The following is a 21,526-nucleotide window of genomic DNA, read 5'->3' on the forward strand; positions in this document are numbered from 1 at the left end:
CCATACTTCTCATGTTCTACATCCTAATATATCATGTTATATCATTATTGTGAAGAAAGGAGACAGAGATAGCTTGTCTGGCTTTCTATGTAAATAACCGTTCTGGTTATGAACCAGGACGGTTATAATTCTTCACTTCATTTGTTGGTGGACTGACGATAATATCGAATCACCTTGCGATACATCGTCTTGTCCTTTAACTGATTGAATATATAGGGATCTGGCTTCGCATTCACCTCAATAATCCATGGAGTCAGACTTCGATCAAGCCCGATATCGACCCCAATGCTCTTCAAACGCGTATACTTTTTACTCATGTGTCGAGCTATGTCAATGCCCAAGCAGTTCATCTCCTGGATCAATTCATTAATCCGTTTCTCAGAAGCATGGGATTTCAGCAACGTGTGAATGCTCATTGGCTTGGCACCACTATGGTAGTTGGTCACGATTTTCTTCGGATGACCCAGTCTTCCGATGACCCCCGTCGCTTCCCATTTCTGCCCGGGATTCAACTGGACCATTACCCGTATATCAAAGCGTCTGTTGTGATGTTGCAAAAGATGAATACCTCGCTGAATGAGATAGCTCTTATGCTTAACCAGATGGGTCAGACTTCGATGGAACGACTCGAAGCTGTTGAACGTTAAACGCTTTTGATGGATCTGGTAGGCAAAATGATGATTGTCCATCTCAGCTTTAATGACTCCCATTCCAAAGGTGCCTATCTCAGGCTTGATATATACCATTCTATATTTCCCCAGCATGGACTTCAGGTTGGATTGGCTATATCGCTGTGTATCGGGGATAAATGGTTTGATCGCCGAGTTATTCAGCAACATTTTGGTTTTGAGCCATTTACTTCGTAGCGGTTGGGATCGTTGTAATGCATCAACTCCCACAGTTTACTCCTCCTGTCATCGTATTTTTTAATCCTAATGCTGCAAACCATGCAGTATATGCATTTTGGTTGAACTAATCTTAGGCTTCAGCTATGAAAAGAGGATATAACAAAAAGCCGACAAGCCCGGATACCTCGGCTTATCGGCTTCTTGCTTAGATGGTCAAAACGCAGTTATCATCCATGTCATACTTTGTTTAATTAAGGTTGCAGACCCTCAGCAGACGGTGGACTAGATTCATTCGATTCCGTCTCTGCTGGGCTCGAATCTGGTTCTGGAACGGATTGTTCTTGTGCTGCACTGACGAACAATCGTCCAGCTGCTTCCGCCTCTACTTTGTTGCCTGCTGCATCCTGAGCGCGAATCACAATGACTCCCCCCTCTAGAACAAGGGATGAAGGTGTTGTGTACGTACCCGTGTAACGACCAGGTTCGGTCTCCACTAATGGAATCTCTCCTGCCCCTTGGGCATTCAGATTCAGCGGTAACTGAATCCGGAAAGATGCTTGCAGACCAGGTTTACTGTCAAAAGATACGGTGACACTTTCCCCTGATGTGATTCGAACATCTTCAGCTGGCGTAATATTCGTAAGTTCTGGCAACGCCGTTTCCACGTATACGGTGCGGGTTACCGTTGTTTTGTTGCTAGCGAGATCGGTTGCTGTAATGGTAATCGTGTTCTCGCCTTCGTTAACCAATACGCGATGACTGAAGCTTCTGTCTTTGCCCACTTGTACGGTTTGTCCGTTAACAGTCAACTTATCGAGGAATTGTTCCACGACATTACCCGTTACGTGAACAACTTCCGCATTGATCCGGCTTCCTTCCGTCGGGCTCGTGATGGTCAACTGCGGTTTGGTCTGATCCAGAATAATGACGATAGGGAGTGAACGGTCGGTTGTTTTTCCGTCCACCACGGCCTCGGCAGTAATCGCATTAATCCCAGAACGGAGTTTCACACCGTATGAGAACTTCCCATTTGCGACAGTTGTTGTACCAGCCAGATCTTTGCCGTTGTAAAACTTGATCTGAGCGCCGGATGCCGGAGACGTTCCCGACACGGTGAAGGTTGATTGATTCGTATACGTGTTCGCAGGTGCTGTGAGCACAGGTGCATTTACCGGATATCTCACAACTGCACGAATCATGTAGTTACCTTCTTCTGCAGGTGAAGTGCTCCACGCTCCACCTACTCGCTGCCAGCTTCGACCTGCATTTGGACCATCCTCATCGGTAGCGAGTCCCGGAGCGCTAGTTCCAGCTAAACTCTGTACATACACGATATAGAAATCACCCGTTACAATGACCGGTTCCGGGAATTCAACAGTTGTCCATTGATCGTTACGAAGTGCAGTACCGTCAAATGGTCCAGCCAGTTGTCGTCCCGGAGCTCCGCCCGCACCCGATGCATCATATACGGCATATTGGAACGCTGTGCCTCCAGGTACTGGCCATTCGGTGTTCCAGAATCGGAACGATGCACCTGTCAGTTGAGCGGTCTCCAGCTCTGGTGTCATTCGAACTGCCCAAGCGTTATCCGCAGCGTTAAAAGCTCGTGCGTTCTCTGCTGTTCCATCATCATAAGCAATTTCTCCAGGGAAACCGATGAACGGCTTCAAGGCAACATTCGCCTCTGCCGTACCATTACCAGGTACAGTCACAGTGACGGTTTTACTGTAATAATCAGCAGCCCGGATGGACAGAGTATAACTTCCTTCCAATACCTGAATAACGAAGCTGCCATCTGAACCTGTGCGAACTTCACCTACATTGGCATCTTCCACCACAAGAACAGAAGCATCAGCCAGTGGTTGTCCTGTCCGCTCATCCGTTACTACACCTTCAATCTGTCCATGCGGGATTGCTTCCAGATTAAAGTTGGCTTTGGCTCCACTGCCATCGGTGATCGTTACCTGCTGAGTTCGAGGATAATATCCATATGCCTCAGCTTTTAACGTGTAATCACCTGCTACGTGTGTGAAGCTGTACTTTCCTGTAGCCGAATCCGTCTTCACCGAACGCCCGGTTTCCAATACGGTAACCGTTGCACTTGCAGGCAGGCTTTGTGGATTAACCGAACCTGTTCCTGGTTTTTCAACTTTCGGTTGTTGCTGTTTCGTTTTGTTAAATTCCGCTTTGTCTGTCCGCGAAATTTTGTACCATGGGTTATCGTAGGACGGTTTTGGTTTGTCACTGTTAAGTACAACCGCACTGTCCTCGGTTACCGTCTCCGCAGCAACACCCAGTACTCGGAAATCATCAATGAACCAGCCTGTCTTCACAACACTGTTGTCTGAGGTCAGACGGAATCGGAATTGTACTTCATTGCCGGTAAGTGCCTCCAGGTCATAAAATACCGGTGTCCATTGTTTACCGTTTGTACTATGAGAGAATTTGCCCAGTTCTGACCATGTTGTTCCACCATCTTTGGTGACTTCCACATATCCATAATCGTATCCACTCTCAATCTCGTACCAATGATTAAACGTAAGTGTTCCTTCGGACACATCCGTCAAATCAATGACTGGAGATACGAGCGAATAGTTGGAGCCATTTTCGTACGTATTGTCGAGATCAGTCGCCCAGACATTTGGCGGAGAAACCGCGCTGGCAGGTCCCGTTACCGGAATACCACGTTCCCACTCATCTTTGGTTCCCGAATGAGTCCAGCCATTATCATCACTGCCGTCGAAGTGATCGATGTAGATATCCTCAGGCACTTCCACGGTAATGGAGACCTCATTCGACTTGTCACTTTCATTGCCACTATAATCTAGTGCCGCAACGGTATAGTAATAAGTCGAATCCGTAACTGTAGCTGTATCCGTAAACGTTGTTCCTGTTGTATTTCCAATGGATTCATAACCTGTACCTGCAGTTGTGGAACGATACACAACATAGGATTCGAGATCCTCATCGCTCGGTCCAATCCAGTTCAAGGCTACGTTGCCCAGAATATCCGCGGTTGCATTCAATCCCGCAGGAGCTCCTGGTGCAAGCTCATCCAATTCTTCAACTGTGAAATCATCCATGTACCAGCCAGCCTTTTGCACCGAGTTATCACTGGTCAGATTGAATTTAATAAATACCTGCTGTCCCGCATATTCGCGAAGGTCAATATATTGTTTCTTCCAGTCACCACCCGTACCCGTGAAGCTTAACAACTCTTCGAACACATAGTCGCTGTCCTCGGAAGCGATATATACCTTTCCAAAGTCGATGTTATTCTCCAGATCATACCAGTGTTTGAAAGATACTAACGCACCTTCTGGACTCTCGGTGAGATCAATTGGTGGTGCAAGCAGATATGCGTTACTATTCGCCAGATAAGTCCCTTGCAGGTTGGTTGCAATCACCTTGTCACCGGAGTATGCACTTCCAGGACCACTGCTCGGTGCTCCCCATACCCAGGTACTTCCGGTTCCACCAGTGGTGAAACCCAGCTGATCTTCTTCAAAATCCTGAAGGTATCCTGGCTGAACGCCATTGGAGACAGCCACTTTATATACCTGACTTTCAAATCCGTTGTTGCCGTAGTCGTTCACGCGAATATAATACTCCACACCTTGTGGCTCAATAAGAAATGCCGGAATGGTCGCTGTGTACGTACCATCTTTGTTATCTCCGGCAATCCGATTCATCGGCAGATAGACGTATTGGTTGGTACCTGTCGTTTTGGCAAAAGCTTCGACGGAGACTACCGCGACATTATCTGTCACATGAGCCGTTAGTGGTATATCAATGCCTGTAAAGGCTGAGTTAACAGGGGTGTGCGCCAGTACCGGCTCTTCCAGGTCATCTCCAGCTGTAACCACTCTGCCGGATACTGTGCCGATCCCTTCGAGTACAGAACCCACCGCATCAAGAGCATTAATAATGCCGTGACCGTAGCCATTATTAGGAGATGTCGGATACTGACTATCTGTTCTCGGTGTGGCTGTATCTGTAATGATCTGCTCCAGCTGATCCACTGTAAGGGAATGATTGGCCTGAAGCAGTAGTGCAGCAAGCGCAGTTGTATGCGGGCCTGCCATGGATGTTCCGTTCCAGCCTCCCTCATATACACCGCCCGGAACTGCTGAACGGATATTCACACCAGGAGCAGATACTTCCGGTTTGATCTCACCATACGGGGATGGGCCCAGCAGGGAGAACGAAGCCAGATTTCCGTTGATATCGGTTGCTCCTGTAGCAAAACTTTCAGGATAGTTGGCCGGGTTAGCAACAGAACCAGGTCCGCCCGGGTTACCCAGTCTCACATTTCCTGCAGAGAATTCCGGGAAAATCTGAGCATCACGCCAGGCTTGCACCATCGGCCGGAACCATTCATCCAGTCCTGCACCTCCGCCCCATGAATTGTTGACGACATCCGGTGCAAGTTCAGGATGAAGATTACCTTCCGCATCCACCGGAGCAATCAACCATTGTCCGCCATCCAGAATAATGGCATCTGTTGTTTCCGGATTGAATATTCGTACACCAATCCACTTCGCACCAGGAGCAACCCCGATCTGGTTGGTGCCATCTGCTTCGGAGCCAACCATCGTACCCATGGTGTGTGTACCATGCCCGTCTCCGTCCGCAGGAAGTGAAGCATTACTGTGTGGATCATACCAGCTCAGTTCGGGATCAACAATATTACCCGAAGCATCCAGTCCCCGCCATTTGCTGCGAAGCGCAGGGTGGGTATAGTCCACACCGCTGTCGAGATTGGCAACGACAATCCCTGTTCCATCGATGCCCCGATCCCACACGGCTGGCGCATTGATGTAATCCAGGTTCCATTCCACGTTCTCTGTTGCAAGCTTGTCCTTTGCAGCAGGCTCTTTATCTTTGACTCCGACTGAAGCGTCTTTATCTGGCGTTTGGAGAGCATCTTTGGCTGGTGCCGCACTCGCCGGTTCTTTACTCACTTCGGCTTTCTGTAAGTATCGTGTCTCATTCGGCAGAATTTTCTCTACCTCAGGCAGCAGCGCAATCTGTTCCATGACTTCTTTGGTACTCGTCACTGCCAGTGAATTGACAATAAAATAGCTTTTATATTCTTTGACCTTGCCCAGGCCAACTTCCTTTTCCAGATAAGTTTCCAATGGATATTGTGTACGTGAGGCCGTTTCTCGCAGAGAGCTGACGACTGAATTCCGAACGGACAGCTTTGTGGCTGAAGCCGTTTGTTTGGCGATGGTCGCCTTTTCGAGGGCCTGCTTGGAGACTGCTGCTGTATCCACCTGTTCCTTCATTTTCACCAGATAGGTAACATATTCACTACCTTCAAATTCTTTGGTCAACTTGGCGTTTACTTTCGACTCCGAAACTTTGGCAAGTCCAGATTTCATATCCAATTTGGATGATGTGGAGTTTTCAGCTGAAACCGGATGAATGATCGAAAATGCAAGGAGAAGCGAGAGCCCCATGGAGATGGGCTTGCGTAACCGATTAATCTTTATCAAACTTTTCCACTCCTTTTACCCGGTTTTGTATTTTAGTCTGGTACATGTGCCCTTCTCTGCAGAATAAAACGGTAGACTAACCTTCATTGCGGACGGAATAAACGCCCTGGATTTCACATTAAGCCTCACCTCCTTTACAGGTTTGGTTAGGGAGCAATATGAGTCAGAAGAGATATACAGATCAATCTATGTTTTTTACTTGGAAGTTTAGGAGATTAGGAACGACTTGGGTTAAGACGTAAACCTAAAAGGTTGGGTGTTTGAGTAATGCAACGAGAGTGAATGTCTATAAGCATTCATGTGGAAGGGTAATCAGGAGCGTTAGCAGAACACTTTCTAAGGAGTGGTGAATATGACTTTCGATCGTGATTCGAGTGAGTGTGAACGCATTTAAATTACATATAATAGTCGATTAGGGATTTAATTGGATTTTATTGGTATAGTATAAAATCATTATCCGATATATACAAGCATTTTATTGAAAAATATAGAAAATAAGTCTTTTTAATGCTTTTATATGTCTCATGTCGCTTACGTATTTCATCTTATTTTTCGTATTTATGTATATTTTTGAAGAATTATAGATTGGTCTAGTTCTATATAACCATGACTAACATTCGAAATTTCTTTTCAAGAAAAGAAACGACATGAGATCTCTCATGTCGTTCATATCAAAATTTATATCGCGTCATGTAATATTCACGCCACCACTTGCATAGCCAACAACAGTATTCAGAAGAGTAAGCCCCGTTGCCGTTGCGGAGAATACGAGCAGAAGACGTGTCTCTGCTGTCACAGGTATCGCCAATCCGTTTGTTATGCCATTAGAAATACTCCCCAAAGCAATTAAACCAGTAAGTGGCGGAGCCAATGTCACTAAAGCCCCGGGAACTGCTGTAAAAGCATTGTTTGGTGCAGGAGAACTGAATAATTGCGCAGTGATGGTCACCGTTGAACCTACTAAGGTCAAGGCTGCTGTGGTACTAAAATAGGCAGCAATGGCTGTTATCACACCATCTCTAGGAGCAGAGAACGCAAAGTTAATGAGTGGGCCGACAACCGTCCCCGTTAAATCAATCGTGCCACCCAGAATGCTGACTCCGGTTGCCGAGCTTCCGAAACCGATGAGACTTGTGGTTCCTACCAGTCCACCAGCAACAGTTGTAAGTATGGCTGGTCCGCCAGAAGCAAACGGTATTATAGCTCCTGAACCTGTAGCCCCAGTAATACCAGTGCTGCCAGTTACTCCGGCAATCCCCGTTGCTCCGGTAGCTCCGGTCACCCCTGCAATTCCGGCTGCTCCCGTATCCCCTGTCACACCCGTTGCTCCCGCTAAACCAGGGTCTCCCGTTACTCCGGTTGGCCCAGTTACTCCCGCAACTCCGGCTGCTCCTGTATTCCCTGTGACTCCCGTGGCTCCTGCAACGCCAGGATCACCTGTTACTCCTGTAACGCCTGCTCCTCCAACGGCTCCTGTGCTGCCCGTTGCACCTGTCGCTCCTGTTGCACCACCTGCTGGGCCAGGAGAACCCGTTGCTCCAGTAGCACCCGCTGCTCCCTGGGCACCAGCAGGACCTATACTACCTTGAGAACCAGCAGCACCGGCCGGGCCTTGTGGACCAGGTACGCCCTGAGGACCCGCAGGTCCTGCAGGTCCGGCCGGCCCTTGACTCCCTATGTTTCTAAGCCCTGTTGTGATCGCCAATTCGGTCGCACGGATCAAAATGACAAGTTGATCTTTCTCAGCCGAATCGATATTTCCCTGTAAGATGACAGAGAGTAATACATCCAGCAATTGTTGCAAATTGGTCGCCACACTGATGGGAGAGAATGGTACGGCCTCTGCAGATACAATGGTAAGCTCCAAGACAGCTTCGAGGTCTGCCCTGGTTCCCTTTTTCAAATCCGAATGATGAATCAGAGCCAGTAATTTACGCAGTACCTCAATCAGAAGTGAAATATTGTGCGGAGTAGCATTGGCAAAAACCTGTACAATTGCTCCTTTTAACTCACCAACCAGCTTGAAGAGTTCTTCAGCTTCGATTTCAAAGCACTTGTGATGTTCTTCTTCTCCTCTATTTTTCTTAAATATGTTTCCACCAAATCTTATACGTTTCTTTGGCTTCATCTGTCGGGATCTCCTCCTTAGTGAGTCAACTTACTCATTCCGGCATTATTTTTGGAGGTATGGTGCAGCGAAAATCACTTAATAATAAGTCGGGCGAGCCATACTGACAGCACTTACAGGGATTATATTCTCAATATGAACTGAATATCTCTATCCACGAGTGGACATACATTCCTTATTTTCGTAATGTTCAGACTAATTTTGACACATTTGAAACGATCATGAATGTTGATTTTGATAGGAGTAAGATTTTTAGCAGACCTGTGCGAATGAACGGTTCACACTCTGGTTCCTTTAATATATTAGCTAAATGATTGCGAATTTTTCAGGCCGAGGAAGGGGATTACCGGACATGAGCAGGCAAGTAATTATTAATGCGGACGACTTCGGACTGTCGCCTGCCATTAACGAAGGGATTATCAAAGCCTATCAAGCAGGAGGAATTACGAGTACTTCAATGATGGTCAATATGCCGGGCTTTGATCATGCATTGCACGCTGCCCGGTCACTACCTGATTTCGGGATCGGTTTGCATTTCAACCTCACATACGGATGCCCTGTTTGCGATCCGGGAAGCGTATCTTCTTTAGTGAAAAAAGATGGTTCTTTTCATAACGGAAATAGTGTATATGTACGAGATCCCGCTGATATCATCAAAGAACTTGATGCACAATGGAATCAGTTTATAGAAGCCTTCCGTTACCCTACACATTTGGATGCCCATCATTTGCTGCATCAGAACGATCCCATGATATATCAAATTATGTCGGAGAAAGCCATTCGGGAAAATGTACCACTCCGCAAATCTCAGATCGTTCATTCCATTCCCCAAGCGCCCACCCCCCGAATGACCGAGATGATATTATTGGATACTTATGGAGACAATGAAGGTTTGCAGCGACTGCTTCATCATTTGTTTACGCTGCAAGAAGGAACCACTGAGATTGTATGTCACCCCGGCTATGTGGATGATATTCTGCTTGGGATTTCGGAATGGACGGACATTCGTGAGCGGGAACTTGCCGTGTTCATGAACGAGGAAATTCCCCGTACGATGCGGGCATTGAATATCTTGCCTGTTAACTACACAGCGTTGAAAAAATCACTGGAGGAACCATGTGAACTCCCCATACGTCCATCAACACCACAACCCATAAATAAGAAAACTTCCCGTCACAACCCGAATCGTGCAGTTAAACGCAAACGAAAGACACCTCAATTATTCAAAAAACGAGGTATCAAGTCTCGCCTGTCTACAGCTCGAACCCGGAAAAGAGTGTAAGTCATTGCAGAATATTGATTATTACTGCAAAAGTTAATCAACCCAAAGAGCGCTATCCAATGAGTACGAAACTCCTGGATGCGCCCTTTTTTTATATAACGGTATTGGAAATGATCTTTGAGATTAATCCAATTCAATTTTGAAAACAATCGGTGCATTACTCTTCACAGTTGTCGTTGTGATCGCCAGTGCGTCCGCAGTTCTTTCCCATTGCGGTTTTTCTTCGTATCCAAGTACCTGAATGTCTTGAATAACGCCTTGGAAATGATGAGAACCTTCCTTCAGCGATTTAATGTGAATCACTCCGTTATCGGGGTAGGCAAGAACCGTGGCATACAGACTGCTTTCTTTTATCGTAAATCGTATATCTTCACTTGTAAATATCTTCGTATCTCCATCCGTGAACTGCCCTTCCTTCACCTCGGTTGGACCCTCGCCAAACGTGCGCCAGAATGACGTGTCATAGATCGCTTCTCCATTCACTTCAAGCCACTTGCCGATACTCAGCAAAATGTCGCGATCTTCATCCGGTATACTACCGTCTGCTTTGGGTCCAATGTTCAGCAGAAGATTTCCGTTCTTGCTTACAATATCGACGAGATCCCGAATGATCTCCTCGGCCGTTTTATAGTTATTATTTTCCGTATAACACCAAGAGTTTTTAGCGACAGCCGTATCCGTCTGCCAGAAATAAGGCTTAAGATCAGCGAATTGTCCGCGCTCCACATCCGGAACGGCACTGCCAAACATATAGGCCTCATGTTTATAATTGATTGCTACAGGCTCGCCCCATTCTTCGCCTTTGTTATAATAATAGGCCGCAAATTTCTTCAGATAGGGCTTGAATGCAACCGTTTGAATCCACCAATCGAAATAGAAGACCTTCGGCTGATATTGATCTACCAGTTCACAGCAACGAATCAACCAGTCTTCCAGATACTCCTCGGTTGGAGGCGAACCATACAAATCATGATGATCCGGTTCTGGCATGGCAGGCCAATAGAAATCACCGCGTTTCAGGGGCTCCTGTATATCTGACTCGAATTCCTTCCCGTGAGACATAAAGAACCAATGCTCCGCACGGTGGGACGATACACATAAGGTTAATCCCTGCTTCTCATATGCAACCTTCATCTCACCCAGAATATCTCGTTTGGGGCCCATTTCATATGTGTTATAGTGAGAAATAGAGCTCTTGTACATCTGAAAACCATCATGGTGCTCAGCTACAGGCATAACATATCTGGCTCCGGCCTGTTTAAATAAAGTTGCCCATTCGTCGGCATCAAACTTCTCTGCACGAAACATTGGAATGAAGTCTTTATAGCCAAAATCCTTATGAGGTCCATACACCGCTAGGTGATGTTCATAAGCCTTGGAGCCTTGGATATACATATTTCGCGAATACCATTCGCTATCATAAGCCGGGACGGAATACAATCCCCAGTGGATGAATATACCAAATTTCGCTTTTGGGTACCATTCGGGAACTTGGAAAGCGCTGAGCGAACTCCAGTTGTCCTTGAATTTACCGTTCGCAATCGTTGCTTCAATCTGTTGCAAATATTCCTTTTTGTCCATGAACTGTTCTCATTCCCTCCGTTATCGTCTGCACTTGTATTGTAGTGTTACGGCCAAAGGTTAAACATGCAGAACACTAACTTTTAGATGGACAATACTAACCTTGTATGGAGATGAATAGCATGAATCACCAAACGTTGCTTACAAACTACCTGTCCAATCTGCAAGTTGAATTATTCATGGTCAACTATAATCGGTGCGACATGGATTGGCGAGATCTGGATTATACACCGGATTACAGCAAGTTTTATTTCATATGTGAAGGTGAAGGCTGGCTCAAGATTGGGAATGAGGAGTTTTACCCTGTGCCTAATCAGCTTATTTTAATGCCAGAAGGGATCAAACAATCCTACTCTGCAATTAACGACCGTCCTTTTCTCAAATATTGGTGTCACTTTAGTGCAAAGGTTGGGGGAATCAATTTGTTCCAAATTCTGAAATTCCCGACTAGCTGTACGATGGATCAACCTGAGTTGATTCAAGAAATCTTTAGCAGCATCCTTACATATGCCAAATCCGACTCAGTCTATGCCCATATGATGGCCAAGAGCAAACTAACCGAGTTACTGTCCCACTATATAATGAATCTGGATCTGGATCAGATCTCTTTTATTAACGTGCCGGTTATGGAGAAGCTATCCACCATTCTGGCTTATATTGATTCCAACATCGAAGAAAATATTTCGGTTCAGGATCTGGCCCAGATTGCCTACATGCATCCGAATTATTTCATTCGATTCTTCAAGCAGCAGATTGGTCTTCCTCCGATCCTCTACATTACTGGCAAAAAAATCGATAAAGCCAAGGAATTACTGACCTGCACCCCGAACACGATCACTGCCATCGCCGAGAATCTCGGATTCAGTGATTTGTATTATTTCTCCAGACAGTTCAAAAAGCATACAGGACTCACACCTACGGAGTTCCGCAGACAAACTACGGTTCGCACATCGTAAACATGGTGCATACAAGCTCATATTAAAAGGGAGTCTCCTCATTTGGAGCTCCCTTCTATAACCAGTTTCTATTTAGTCGTTCGTGCTGAATTACTTTCTTGAGTTCTCTTAAATATGCGTAACCATAGTTCTGATCCGGTTCAAGGTATGCACCTTCCGCCCATTCATTCCAAGCGTTAACAAAGAGATATTCACTCTTGTACACTGTCCTCGCTCTCTCCATCTGTCTTGATAGATACAGCCCAAACTTCTCTGGGGTAGACCCTAGCGTACTCTGTCCGTCAACGCCTCTACGCGGTGTATTGTCCCAATTGACAAAAGCACCTGGATAGACCATTTCCCCGTTACGATGTGGTGTTCGTTCGAGAATGGAGGACCATACCTTGTCATAATTCACAGCAATATGCTGCTGGCCCTTGATGTTCATTTCGATCCAGATCCCATTCATATGTCCATGTGCAAACGTGTAATGCGGTTCAAATTCCATACTTGCATCAAAGATCTGCCGATTAAATGTAGGGAATCCGCCAATGGTCTGCACAAAATGAATCCCTTTCAGGCCGTGCTTCAAAGCCAATTCACGCCAAAACTGAATCATTTCCTCACATTGAGGAATGCTGGCTGGCCGATAGATCAGAAATAACGGCTTACCTTTCACTCGAATATATCGTTTGTCCTTAAATACCTTCACCAGATAATTAAAATGGTCTTCCCAATCCTCTCGATCTCCATAGTTCTGGGCCATGAGAATATCCGATTCCTGGCCATCCCATTTTCTTGTCCATGTTTCATTGGCCCATGACAAACAAAATGGAAAATCAGGCTCCCCACTATGCAAAATTTCATTCACTGGTTTTTCGAGCAGGCGCTTGCCCTTGAACCAGTAATGATAATAACAAAATCCATAAATGCCATGATGGTTGGCTGTTTCCGCTTGCCACTTTCGTACATCTGGATCGGAGAGATCATAATATTTCCCCTGAAAAGGCTGGTTAGGCTGACGATGACCCGAATATAAGGGCGTGGCTTTTTTTACATTGGTCCATTCAGTAAAACCTTCCCCCCACCAACGGTCATTCTCCTCAATCCGGTGAAATTGGGGTAGATGCAGAGCAATTACCTTCAATCAGAACGCCTCCAATGCAGCAACATGATGCAGCTTACACTCCTGTGATCCTTGATGGTTATATAAACATGATATCCAACAGTCGCAGTGTTTTTTGCAGATGGGATTGATTGTATTTCATGTATGCCAGGGCATGGCTAGCGGCCAGTCTTCTTGCATCAATACTCTGCCAGTAATGTTCAAACTTCTGAATGAGTTCCTCACAGGAGTTGAATAGATGGAATTTACTAAGGTCTATCACGTTGCTCTGATTCACTGATGGTCCTATGAGCTGAAACGTCCCGCATGCGGCAATTTCCATCACGTTTTTGATTGATTCGCCACTATGAATAACCAGTTTGCTTCCGTTATATAACATCTGGCGAGCTTCACTCCTATGAACAGGATAAAAATCCCCGATTTGTGCCCAACCCTTCCCGTCAACCCGAACTTTTTTGTTATCCAGAAGACCAGATTTAGAAAAGGTCGTTAGGATACTATCCGGTTCCGCATCTCCGATGATATAAACATCCGATTCGTACTCCGGAGAAACAGTTTGCGGACAGAATATATGTGGATCAGGCGGCATTAACAGTTCAATAGGAGCACGGCCTCCCTGATGATGCTGATGGTCACTCATTGACCATGAATTCTGTACAAACACGTGATCAAACCACGGCAAAATAGCATCCCTTTGATTTACATTTTGATTGGGAGATAACCAGATTGCTTTTTTTGAGGCGGATGCTTTTAATGCAGTGATATTGTCACTCGGAAAACTTTCATCACTTCCAACAATCAGAATCAGGTCAACCTCCATAGTAGACAGAATGGCTGAAACGGATTCTATATATTTAATCTCATTTACATGCCTCACGAGATGTTTAAGGCTCTGTTCAATTAGTACACAATGTGATGAAATTTCCCGGTCATTGCACGGTGTAATCAGAAGCACATTTAACTCCTTATAGATCACTTTGGACTTTACTCGGCTAGATGCATACTCCTCCTGCATCATTTTCAACCATTGCTGCTTAAGATCCAATTGTTGTACTGCCATGTGTTTGCGCATGGATTTCAGTTTTTTGTTCAGTACTGCATGCATCTGTTTCAGAAATAACTGGTTTGCATCAGGGACTGAACGATTCTTTTTTATGGACTTAACCTGCATTTTGGACTTCTTTCGGATAGCAAACCCTCCCGTTCCGTACGAAAACATTCTCTGCCTACAATATGCACGAAATCGTGGCATGGTTTCTTCTGTTGAATGCTTCGCTGGCTCTTCATTGTAAAACGGGCTTTATCCCAGGCATATAATGTGTGGTCACCCGGGTCGGTTCAAATCTTGTCCTCATAGAATATATGAATACGATATAGGAGATGATATCTTTGCCAACATTTGATAGCATCCTTGTCACCGGCAATCAGACGATTAATCAGAATTTGCACGTTAATGGTAATCAAACCGTTGGTGTCAATCTAAACGTCAATGGTAGCCAGACCATAACAGGCAGCCTTCAAATCAATGCCAGCTCCTCCATTGTTAATCATCTGGGTGTAGGCGGAGTGATTCAAGCTGGAGACAGCGTCAAGGCTGCTACACAATTAATGGCACTCAATCAGCCTTCTCTTCCCGTGTCCCTACCAACTCTACAACAGTTCAGATATTACAATCCTGGTGTTGCGGGTCAACCCGGTCTGGTCTTAACCGGAACCGCTGGCAACCAATATATTCTGTTCGTTGATGAGAGCAGTGGAACACCCCATCTTGCCATTCAACCGTTATAATGCGATCCATCCACAGACCAATGTCAGCAAAAGAAGCGATATCCGTCTACACTCCGGATATCGCTTCTTTTGGTTTCTTTTCTAATGATATAGCCTAGTATAACTTCGTCCATTTATACATCTGTGATTAATATGGACAAGACACTCTTGCTTTCCAGCTGGAACTGCATCAACACATCGTCGCGCAGCTTAACCTGTACATTGCCCGTCGCCTCCCCATCATTGAAGATGACTAATGCTACGGAACCATCGACATTTTTAAAAGCCACAGAATAAATTTCATCATCATTGGACGTTGATCCAATCCGAACAGCCTTGGGACGAATCAAAGCACTAAAATGTGCCAGGGCATAATAATCAAGTGTATACGTAAGTTCCTTGGTTTGCTGATTCACCTGAACGATCCCGCGACACGTACTGCGACCAAATCCCGGAACGGTTGGCCCGTTGTTCTCATCAAGTGCCATATTCCATAGTACGAATGACTTGCTGTAATTACGAAGAATCTGAATTCCCGTTCGTATCACATTGGAGAAGGCCTGTTCAAATGGCGGGATCCACTCTCCGCCTGAGCCTTCGGTGAAATGCACTTCTTTGCCTGCAAAGGCTTCGTATACCTTCGTTTGAGCAGATGCATCGCCCCCATACCAGTGCCAGGCTACGCCGTCCACTGCCTCTCCCACTTGTTCCAGCACGGTAAGTGGATAGCCCGGTTGATCCCAGTTGTGATCATAACAGAAAATTTTAGTTTGAATATCGTTACGAACAAAGGCTGGTTTGAGATGGTTTTTAATAAAGTCCGCTTGCGCTTCGGCTGGCATCAACATACCAGGATAATGCCCCGGTTCATAAAGCGCCTCATTCTGTGGTGTGATGGCATGGATCGGTAATCCATGCTCTGTATACGCTTGAATGTATTTCACAAAATATTCGGCATAAACCGGATACCATTCCGTCTTCAATTGTCCGGTAATCATCGATCCGCTCGTTTTCATCCACCCCGGTGCACTCCATGGTGAAGCAAACAGTTTCAGTTCAGGATTCAATGCCAACGCCTTTTGCGTTAACGGAATAACGTCCTCTTCATCATGTATAATACTGAACTGGGTTAATTCTGGATCTGTCTGCTGTTCTGGCATATCGTTATAACTGTATACCGTTCTCGCATAGTCCGAAGCGCCCATCGGGTTACGAATGACCGAGAGCCCAATACCTTTCTCCGGATGGAACAGCCGGGACATGACTTCTTCCCGCTGCTCCTCATTCAAGATTTGATTGATCAGATAGGCGGAAGAATCGGTAAAAGAAGCACCAAATCCATCCATCTCCTGATACGTTAGCTGATCATCCAGAAGAATGGTCGTTGTCTCCAGATCAGGGGCAAGAGGTTGCAATTGATCCGAGGACACGGGTACAAATAATTCATCTTCTCCTGTTGTTTTGTACATTTTGAATGTAGTCATAGGATTCTCCTTCATATTTCTATTATTGAATGCCTAGTTTCTCTTTGTTCAGTTTCATCTTTTCACTTCGTACCTTCACAATCTCTTCCCAGCGGTTTTCACCTAAGAAGGACTTGTAAGCAGCCAATGCGTTGTCATACGAGGCATCATCCTTGGCCCGTACCATACTGACCAGCGTTGTATTCCATTTCGTATTGATTGCTGACAACGCACGAGCTTCAGGTGTACCTTGATCCGGACTAATATTTTCCAAAATAAAGTGTGGTTTCAGCTTGCCTTTGCCCCACTCTTGCATCTGTTTGATCGCTTCCGGAAATGCATCTGCACTGAGTGCTTTGTGACCGTCATGACCGAAGAACATGAACTCACCCATCCGATAATCCTTTTTGAACTGATCCGCGTTATTGAGTTGCAGCTCTTTCACCGCTGGCAACAATTCTACGCTGCCGTCAGCTTTGGTTTGGTAGGTTTCCCCCTCGATTCCGTAATTCATGAGTGTCTGGCCTTCTTCACTTAATAAGTATGTGAAAATTTGAATGGCCTTGGCCGGATCTTTACAATCCTTGGAGATGAAATTAATCATCCACCCGGTTATCCCGGATTGATTCAATGTCGGGGCATTGCCCTTGGTGCTTTGCGGACCATCAATTGCAACATATTCTTTACCCGGGTTGGCACTCATGTAAATTTGCAGATTTCCTCCTTGTTGAGGTGTACCGTCAAGCAGCATGGTCGCGTATTTGCCGGACTTTACTTTTTCCTCAAAAGCCGTTCCATCATCGGCAAAACTGTCATCACTGATGTTGCCGTCTCTGTACACGGTGTTCAATGTCTTCAACCACGTGAGGTAATCTTCATCCAGATTACGATCGTAGAATTCTCCCGATTCGGTCTCCAGCGGGACGCCGATGAAATCTTGCAATGTATCACCAAGTGAACCTGTTCCTTCACCAATGGAGTTGAATCCAAACGGAATCAGCGCAGGGAACTCTTGCTTAATTCGTTTCATTACACTTTGGAATTCTTCTGGCGTTCCAATGACCGGACTACCCAAAGCTTCGTACACATCCTTACGAATGATAAATGCCGTTTTTGCAGGAATGTTACCGCTATCATAATCCTCCTGTGTGTTAGAATAGTTCGGGTAACCATAGGTTTTGCCATCCGCTAATTGGAACCAGTTCAATGTATCGGCAGCCGCAACTTTATTGAAATAAGGATCATATTTTTCCGCCAGATCGTTCAGGGGCATAGCCCAGGTAGCAGCTTTTTGTACCACTGGAGAATTCGAGTCAAATACGGTTAGCAGGTCAGGCATATCTCCGCCGGCGAAAAAGGTGTTTAACTTGGTATCATCACCCGTGATGAATTTAATATTGATGTTCAGATCCTCTTTGATCTTCTTCGTGACAATGTCCTTGCCAAAATCGGTGTTCCACCAGTCAGCATTGACGTACCACGTCAGGTCTGTAGCTTCTTCCTTTTTATCCAACTGCCAAGCTGGCTTTTCCGGGTCAACCGTATACCGATCTTCAATGGATACCCAATTCCCTTCACTGGAGCCTCCAGAGCCACCGCTGCAACCCGTTATCATCATCACTGCTGCAAGCAATGTGGCGAACAATTTAATCCCTTTTTTTCCTGATGCCTTGTTCAACTTCCACATGTTTTGTTCCTCCTCATATTGGGGTATTTGTTTCTTCTATTCCTTGACCGCACCCAGCATCATTCCCGAGATAAAGTATCTCTGAACAATGGGATAGATCAGCACGATCGGGAGTGTTGTAATGACAATGGTGGCCAACTGCACGCCTTTGGTCGTTGTTTCGATCACAGCCGAACCCCCAACATTTTGCATGGATTGGGTCTGGGACTGAACGATAATCTCATACAGCATCATCTGAAGTGGATACAGTGACTGATCCGTAATGTATAACTTGGTTGTCATGAAGTCGTTCCATTGCCCTACTCCATTAAATAGTGCAATTGTGGCCATAGCAGGCATGGAGAGTGGAATGAAGATTTTCAGGAAAATATGCCAATCCCCTGCGCCGTCAATCTTAGCCGATTCTTCCAGAGAATCCGGGACATTTCGGAAGAAATTCATCAGAATCACGACATCATAGAAACTGAATAACGCTGGAATAATGTACACCCAGAAGCTGTTTAATAATCCAAGTGATTTGATTAACAGATATGTTGGGATCATGCCACCGGAGAAGAACATCGTGATGACACCCATGGCAACATATAATTTACGGCCTCTTATGTACTTTTTGCTCAGACCGTAACCAACCATGGCACAGAAGAACACATGTGTAACAACACCAATCGTTGTTTTGGACACCGATATGAAGAAGGCCTGCCATATGCCCTGATCGTTGAATACCGCTCTGTAATTCTCCAGCGAGAATTCCGGGGACCAGAAGATGAATCCACCTTCCGCCAACGCTTTGCCTGAGCTAAAGGAAGAGATAATGACATTCCAGAGCGGAACCAGAATAACGATCGTACAGATGATTAACAAAATCATATTTAAGGTATCAAAGATCCGACTATCGAGATCTTCTTTTGCCACCTTTCCATTCACGCGGGATGCCTCCTTCTACAACACAGATTGATTATCGTTTAATTTGCTAGTAATTTTGTTCGCCGTTACGAGCAGAATGACAGAGATGATTGAGACACCCAAGCCAACGGCCGTTGCATATGAAAAGTCACCCTGAGACATCCCCATACGATAGACGTACGAATTGATGACTTCCGCTTTATCGCGGTTTTGGGAGTTCATGAGAACCAGGGTCTGATCCAGATTCGACCCTAATAAACCGCTTACAGTTAGAATCAGATTCAGGCTGATAATGGATCTCATATTAGGCAATGTGATATTCCATATCTGTCTGAGACGGCTTGCACCATCGATTTTGGCAGCTTCATAATACGTAGGATCAATCTTTGCCATGATCGCCAGATACAGAATCGTTCCCCAGCCTGCCTCTTTCCAAATATCCGATAAGGTAGCAATCCACCAATACTTGCCTGCATCCAGCAAAATGTTCTGCGGTTGCGAGATTACTCCCAGACTAAGCAACAACTGGTTAAATAAGCCCGTTGTTGAAAACCAGGTGATCAGCATTCCCCCAAGTACGATCCAGGACAAAAAGTGAGGTAAATATGAAACCGTTTGCACAAACTTTTTAAAGCGTCCGCTGTTTAACTCATAGATCATGATCGCAAGAATAATCGGAATGACGAAGCCGATACCCAGTTTCAAAAAGCTGATCCCCAGTGTATTCACAACTGCATCCCAGAAGTATTTGTCAGACAAAATGATTCTGAAGTTATCCAATCCTACCCATGGAGCGGTAGCAAGCGTATCAATGACCGTGTAATTTTTGAAGGCAATCGTCAATCCGTAGATCGGGATATAACAGAAAATAATCATAAATATAATGCCAGGGATAATCATGGATTGAATCTCCCATTGTCTTCGATAATCCACTACAAATTCTTTGATCCGTTGCCCGATGGGCTTCTTTCCGTTAGGACCGACCGTATGTTTACCAGTTGAAGTTTCTACGGCTAATTTATCCACGTTTTTTTACTCCCCTCCACCTTGCATTCGTTATAAAAACGTTTTTATTTTCCGCCATAAAAACCCCCTTTGTTTGTATTTATGTAAAAAAAGACCGGAGAAGCAGCTGAGTCAACTTATGTACGATAGTCTTTCCGGTCGATCTTCACATGACTTGAACCTCTAACCACCAGCTCACCCGCCAATTTTTGCGCTGCCCCTTGTTCTTTCTCCTTGATCATGCCTACCAGTTGATTGATTGCCAGGATACCCTGTCTTGCAATCTGATTCCTTACCGTTGTGAGCGGTGGAGAAAAATATTGTGCGATATCAATATCGTCGAAACCCACGACACTAACATCTTGAGGCACTTCAAAGCCCTCTGACTTCAACGCATGCATACAGCCAATTGCACTCAAGTCATTCCCTGCAAGAAATGCATCCGGCCGCTTGCCGGGATGCAAATGAAGAAAAGATTTTATAGCACTATATGTGCTATCCTCCTCAAAATACCCCTGTATAATGTAATCTTCATCGATTGGAAGCTGGTATTCATGCAGGGCAGCCAGATAGCCATCTCTACGTTGCACACTATCAAACATCGTGTCCACACCCGAAATATAAGCAATTTTCTTGTGCCCAAGCCCAATCAAATACTTGGTTGCTTCGTAAGCAGCCACATACGAGTCAAAAATGACACTTCCCATCGTATCGCTCTGATAGACCCGATCCAGAAAAACAGCCTTGATCTTATCTTTCTCCATGGCGATAATATCTTGTTCATCGATCCGAAGCTCTTCGTAGATAATGACGCCATCCACCCGCCGACCCAGAATATTACTCATAATAACGTGTTTATCCTTGGTCACAAATACATTCAAACCATACCCAAGACGATCACATTCGCGAGACATCGACTCGACCAGCTTATAGAAATACGGACCCGATACACTTGTAGTGAAAAAACCGAGCATTTTGGTTTGACCGGACTTCAAAAGCTTGCCGTTCAGATTAGGCACATAATTTAAACGCTCTGCCACCTTGAGAACATGTGATTTTGTCTCCGGGTTCAAGACATCTACACCATTTAAAGCGTTGGAGACTGTAGAGATGGATACGCCTGCTTCCCTTGCTACATCTTTAATCGTTATCTTTGCCATAAGTTTTGTTCCTTTACTATAAAAACGTTTTTATAATGTTTAAATTATCATAAAACCGTTTTCATGGCAACACTTTAATTTATGAGTTCATACATCGTGTCCTTTATCCATCGTTAGATGTTGCTGTGGCGCAAAAAAAA

The 21,526-nt window shown here is 45.3% G+C and carries 14 protein-coding genes; 3 read left to right on the forward strand and 11 right to left on the reverse strand.

The features are described 5' to 3' along the window. Window positions 1-137 precede the first annotated feature (137 nt). The 3 genes from AB4111_RS02640 to AB4111_RS02650 all read right to left on the reverse strand — a co-directional run bounded on the left by AB4111_RS02640 (window position 138) and on the right by AB4111_RS02650 (window position 8,477). On the reverse strand, window positions 138-899 hold the full coding sequence (locus AB4111_RS02640) for a YheC/YheD family protein (RefSeq protein WP_442030246.1): 762 nt from the start codon (window positions 897-899) through the stop codon (window positions 138-140). Between the two features lie 200 nt (window positions 900-1,099). Beyond that, on the reverse strand, window positions 1,100-6,349 hold the full coding sequence (locus AB4111_RS02645; RefSeq protein WP_442030248.1) for a S8 family serine peptidase: 5,250 nt from the start codon (window positions 6,347-6,349) through the stop codon (window positions 1,100-1,102). A gap of 688 nt (window positions 6,350-7,037) precedes the next feature. After that, complete coding sequence (locus AB4111_RS02650) at window positions 7,038-8,477, reverse strand: exosporium glycoprotein BclB-related protein (protein ID WP_442030250.1); 1,440 nt, start codon at window positions 8,475-8,477, stop codon at window positions 7,038-7,040. 352 nt (window positions 8,478-8,829) lie between these two features. Here AB4111_RS02650 and AB4111_RS02655 point away from each other — a divergent pair, with 352 nt between their 5' ends. Further along, window positions 8,830-9,759 (forward strand): carbohydrate deacetylase, encoded by a 930-nt coding sequence (locus AB4111_RS02655; protein ID WP_442030252.1) that lies wholly within the window; start codon window positions 8,830-8,832, stop codon window positions 9,757-9,759. 123 nt (window positions 9,760-9,882) lie between these two features. Here the strand turns inward: AB4111_RS02655 and AB4111_RS02660 are convergent, their stop codons facing one another. Next, a complete protein-coding gene (locus tag AB4111_RS02660) occupies window positions 9,883-11,340 on the reverse strand; it encodes an alpha-L-fucosidase (RefSeq protein ID WP_442030254.1) in 1,458 nt (485 codons plus the stop codon). A gap of 122 nt (window positions 11,341-11,462) precedes the next feature. Between AB4111_RS02660 and AB4111_RS02665 the strand changes: the two genes are divergently transcribed. Further along, window positions 11,463-12,296 carry an AraC family transcriptional regulator gene (locus AB4111_RS02665; RefSeq protein ID WP_442030256.1) on the forward strand — a complete coding sequence of 278 codons (834 nt, stop codon included), beginning with the start codon at window positions 11,463-11,465 and terminating at the stop codon, window positions 12,294-12,296. A 55-nt stretch (window positions 12,297-12,351) separates the two neighbouring features. Here the strand turns inward: AB4111_RS02665 and AB4111_RS02670 are convergent, their stop codons facing one another. Together AB4111_RS02670 and AB4111_RS02675 are read right to left on the reverse strand one after the other, a co-directional pair. After that, window positions 12,352-13,422, reverse strand: coding sequence for a glycosyltransferase WbsX family protein (locus AB4111_RS02670; protein ID WP_442030258.1), 1,071 nt, complete (start codon window positions 13,420-13,422; stop codon window positions 12,352-12,354). Window positions 13,423-13,480: 58 nt separating this feature from the next. Then, complete coding sequence (locus AB4111_RS02675) at window positions 13,481-14,572, reverse strand: hypothetical protein (protein ID WP_442030260.1); 1,092 nt, start codon at window positions 14,570-14,572, stop codon at window positions 13,481-13,483. 209 nt (window positions 14,573-14,781) lie between these two features. Here AB4111_RS02675 and AB4111_RS02680 point away from each other — a divergent pair, with 209 nt between their 5' ends. Beyond that, the gene (locus AB4111_RS02680) at window positions 14,782-15,189 is read left to right on the forward strand and encodes a hypothetical protein (RefSeq protein WP_223869092.1); all 408 of its coding nucleotides are present in this window, start codon (window positions 14,782-14,784) and stop codon (window positions 15,187-15,189) included. Window positions 15,190-15,302: 113 nt separating this feature from the next. Here AB4111_RS02680 and AB4111_RS02685 read toward each other — a convergent pair whose 3' ends face one another. The 5 genes from AB4111_RS02685 to AB4111_RS02705 all read right to left on the reverse strand — a co-directional run bounded on the left by AB4111_RS02685 (window position 15,303) and on the right by AB4111_RS02705 (window position 21,386). After that, window positions 15,303-16,652, reverse strand: a complete 1,350-nt coding sequence (locus AB4111_RS02685; protein ID WP_442030263.1) for a glycoside hydrolase family 30 protein — start codon at window positions 16,650-16,652, stop codon at window positions 15,303-15,305. A gap of 22 nt (window positions 16,653-16,674) precedes the next feature. Further along, complete coding sequence (locus AB4111_RS02690; protein WP_442030265.1) at window positions 16,675-18,318, reverse strand: sugar ABC transporter substrate-binding protein; 1,644 nt, start codon at window positions 18,316-18,318, stop codon at window positions 16,675-16,677. Window positions 18,319-18,354: 36 nt separating this feature from the next. After that, complete coding sequence (locus AB4111_RS02695) at window positions 18,355-19,242, reverse strand: carbohydrate ABC transporter permease (RefSeq protein ID WP_017688674.1); 888 nt, start codon at window positions 19,240-19,242, stop codon at window positions 18,355-18,357. 15 nt (window positions 19,243-19,257) lie between these two features. Beyond that, window positions 19,258-20,247, reverse strand: coding sequence for an ABC transporter permease (locus AB4111_RS02700; RefSeq protein WP_253435072.1), 990 nt, complete (start codon window positions 20,245-20,247; stop codon window positions 19,258-19,260). Between the two features lie 116 nt (window positions 20,248-20,363). Continuing rightward, window positions 20,364-21,386: a LacI family DNA-binding transcriptional regulator gene (locus AB4111_RS02705; RefSeq protein ID WP_339242367.1), complete on the reverse strand. Its 1,023-nt coding sequence runs from the start codon at window positions 21,384-21,386 to the stop codon at window positions 20,364-20,366. Window positions 21,387-21,526 lie beyond the last annotated feature (140 nt).

It is taken from the genome of Paenibacillus sp. 2KB_22 (assembly GCF_052115745.1).
Classification (GTDB): Bacteria; Bacillota; Bacilli; order Paenibacillales; family Paenibacillaceae; genus Paenibacillus.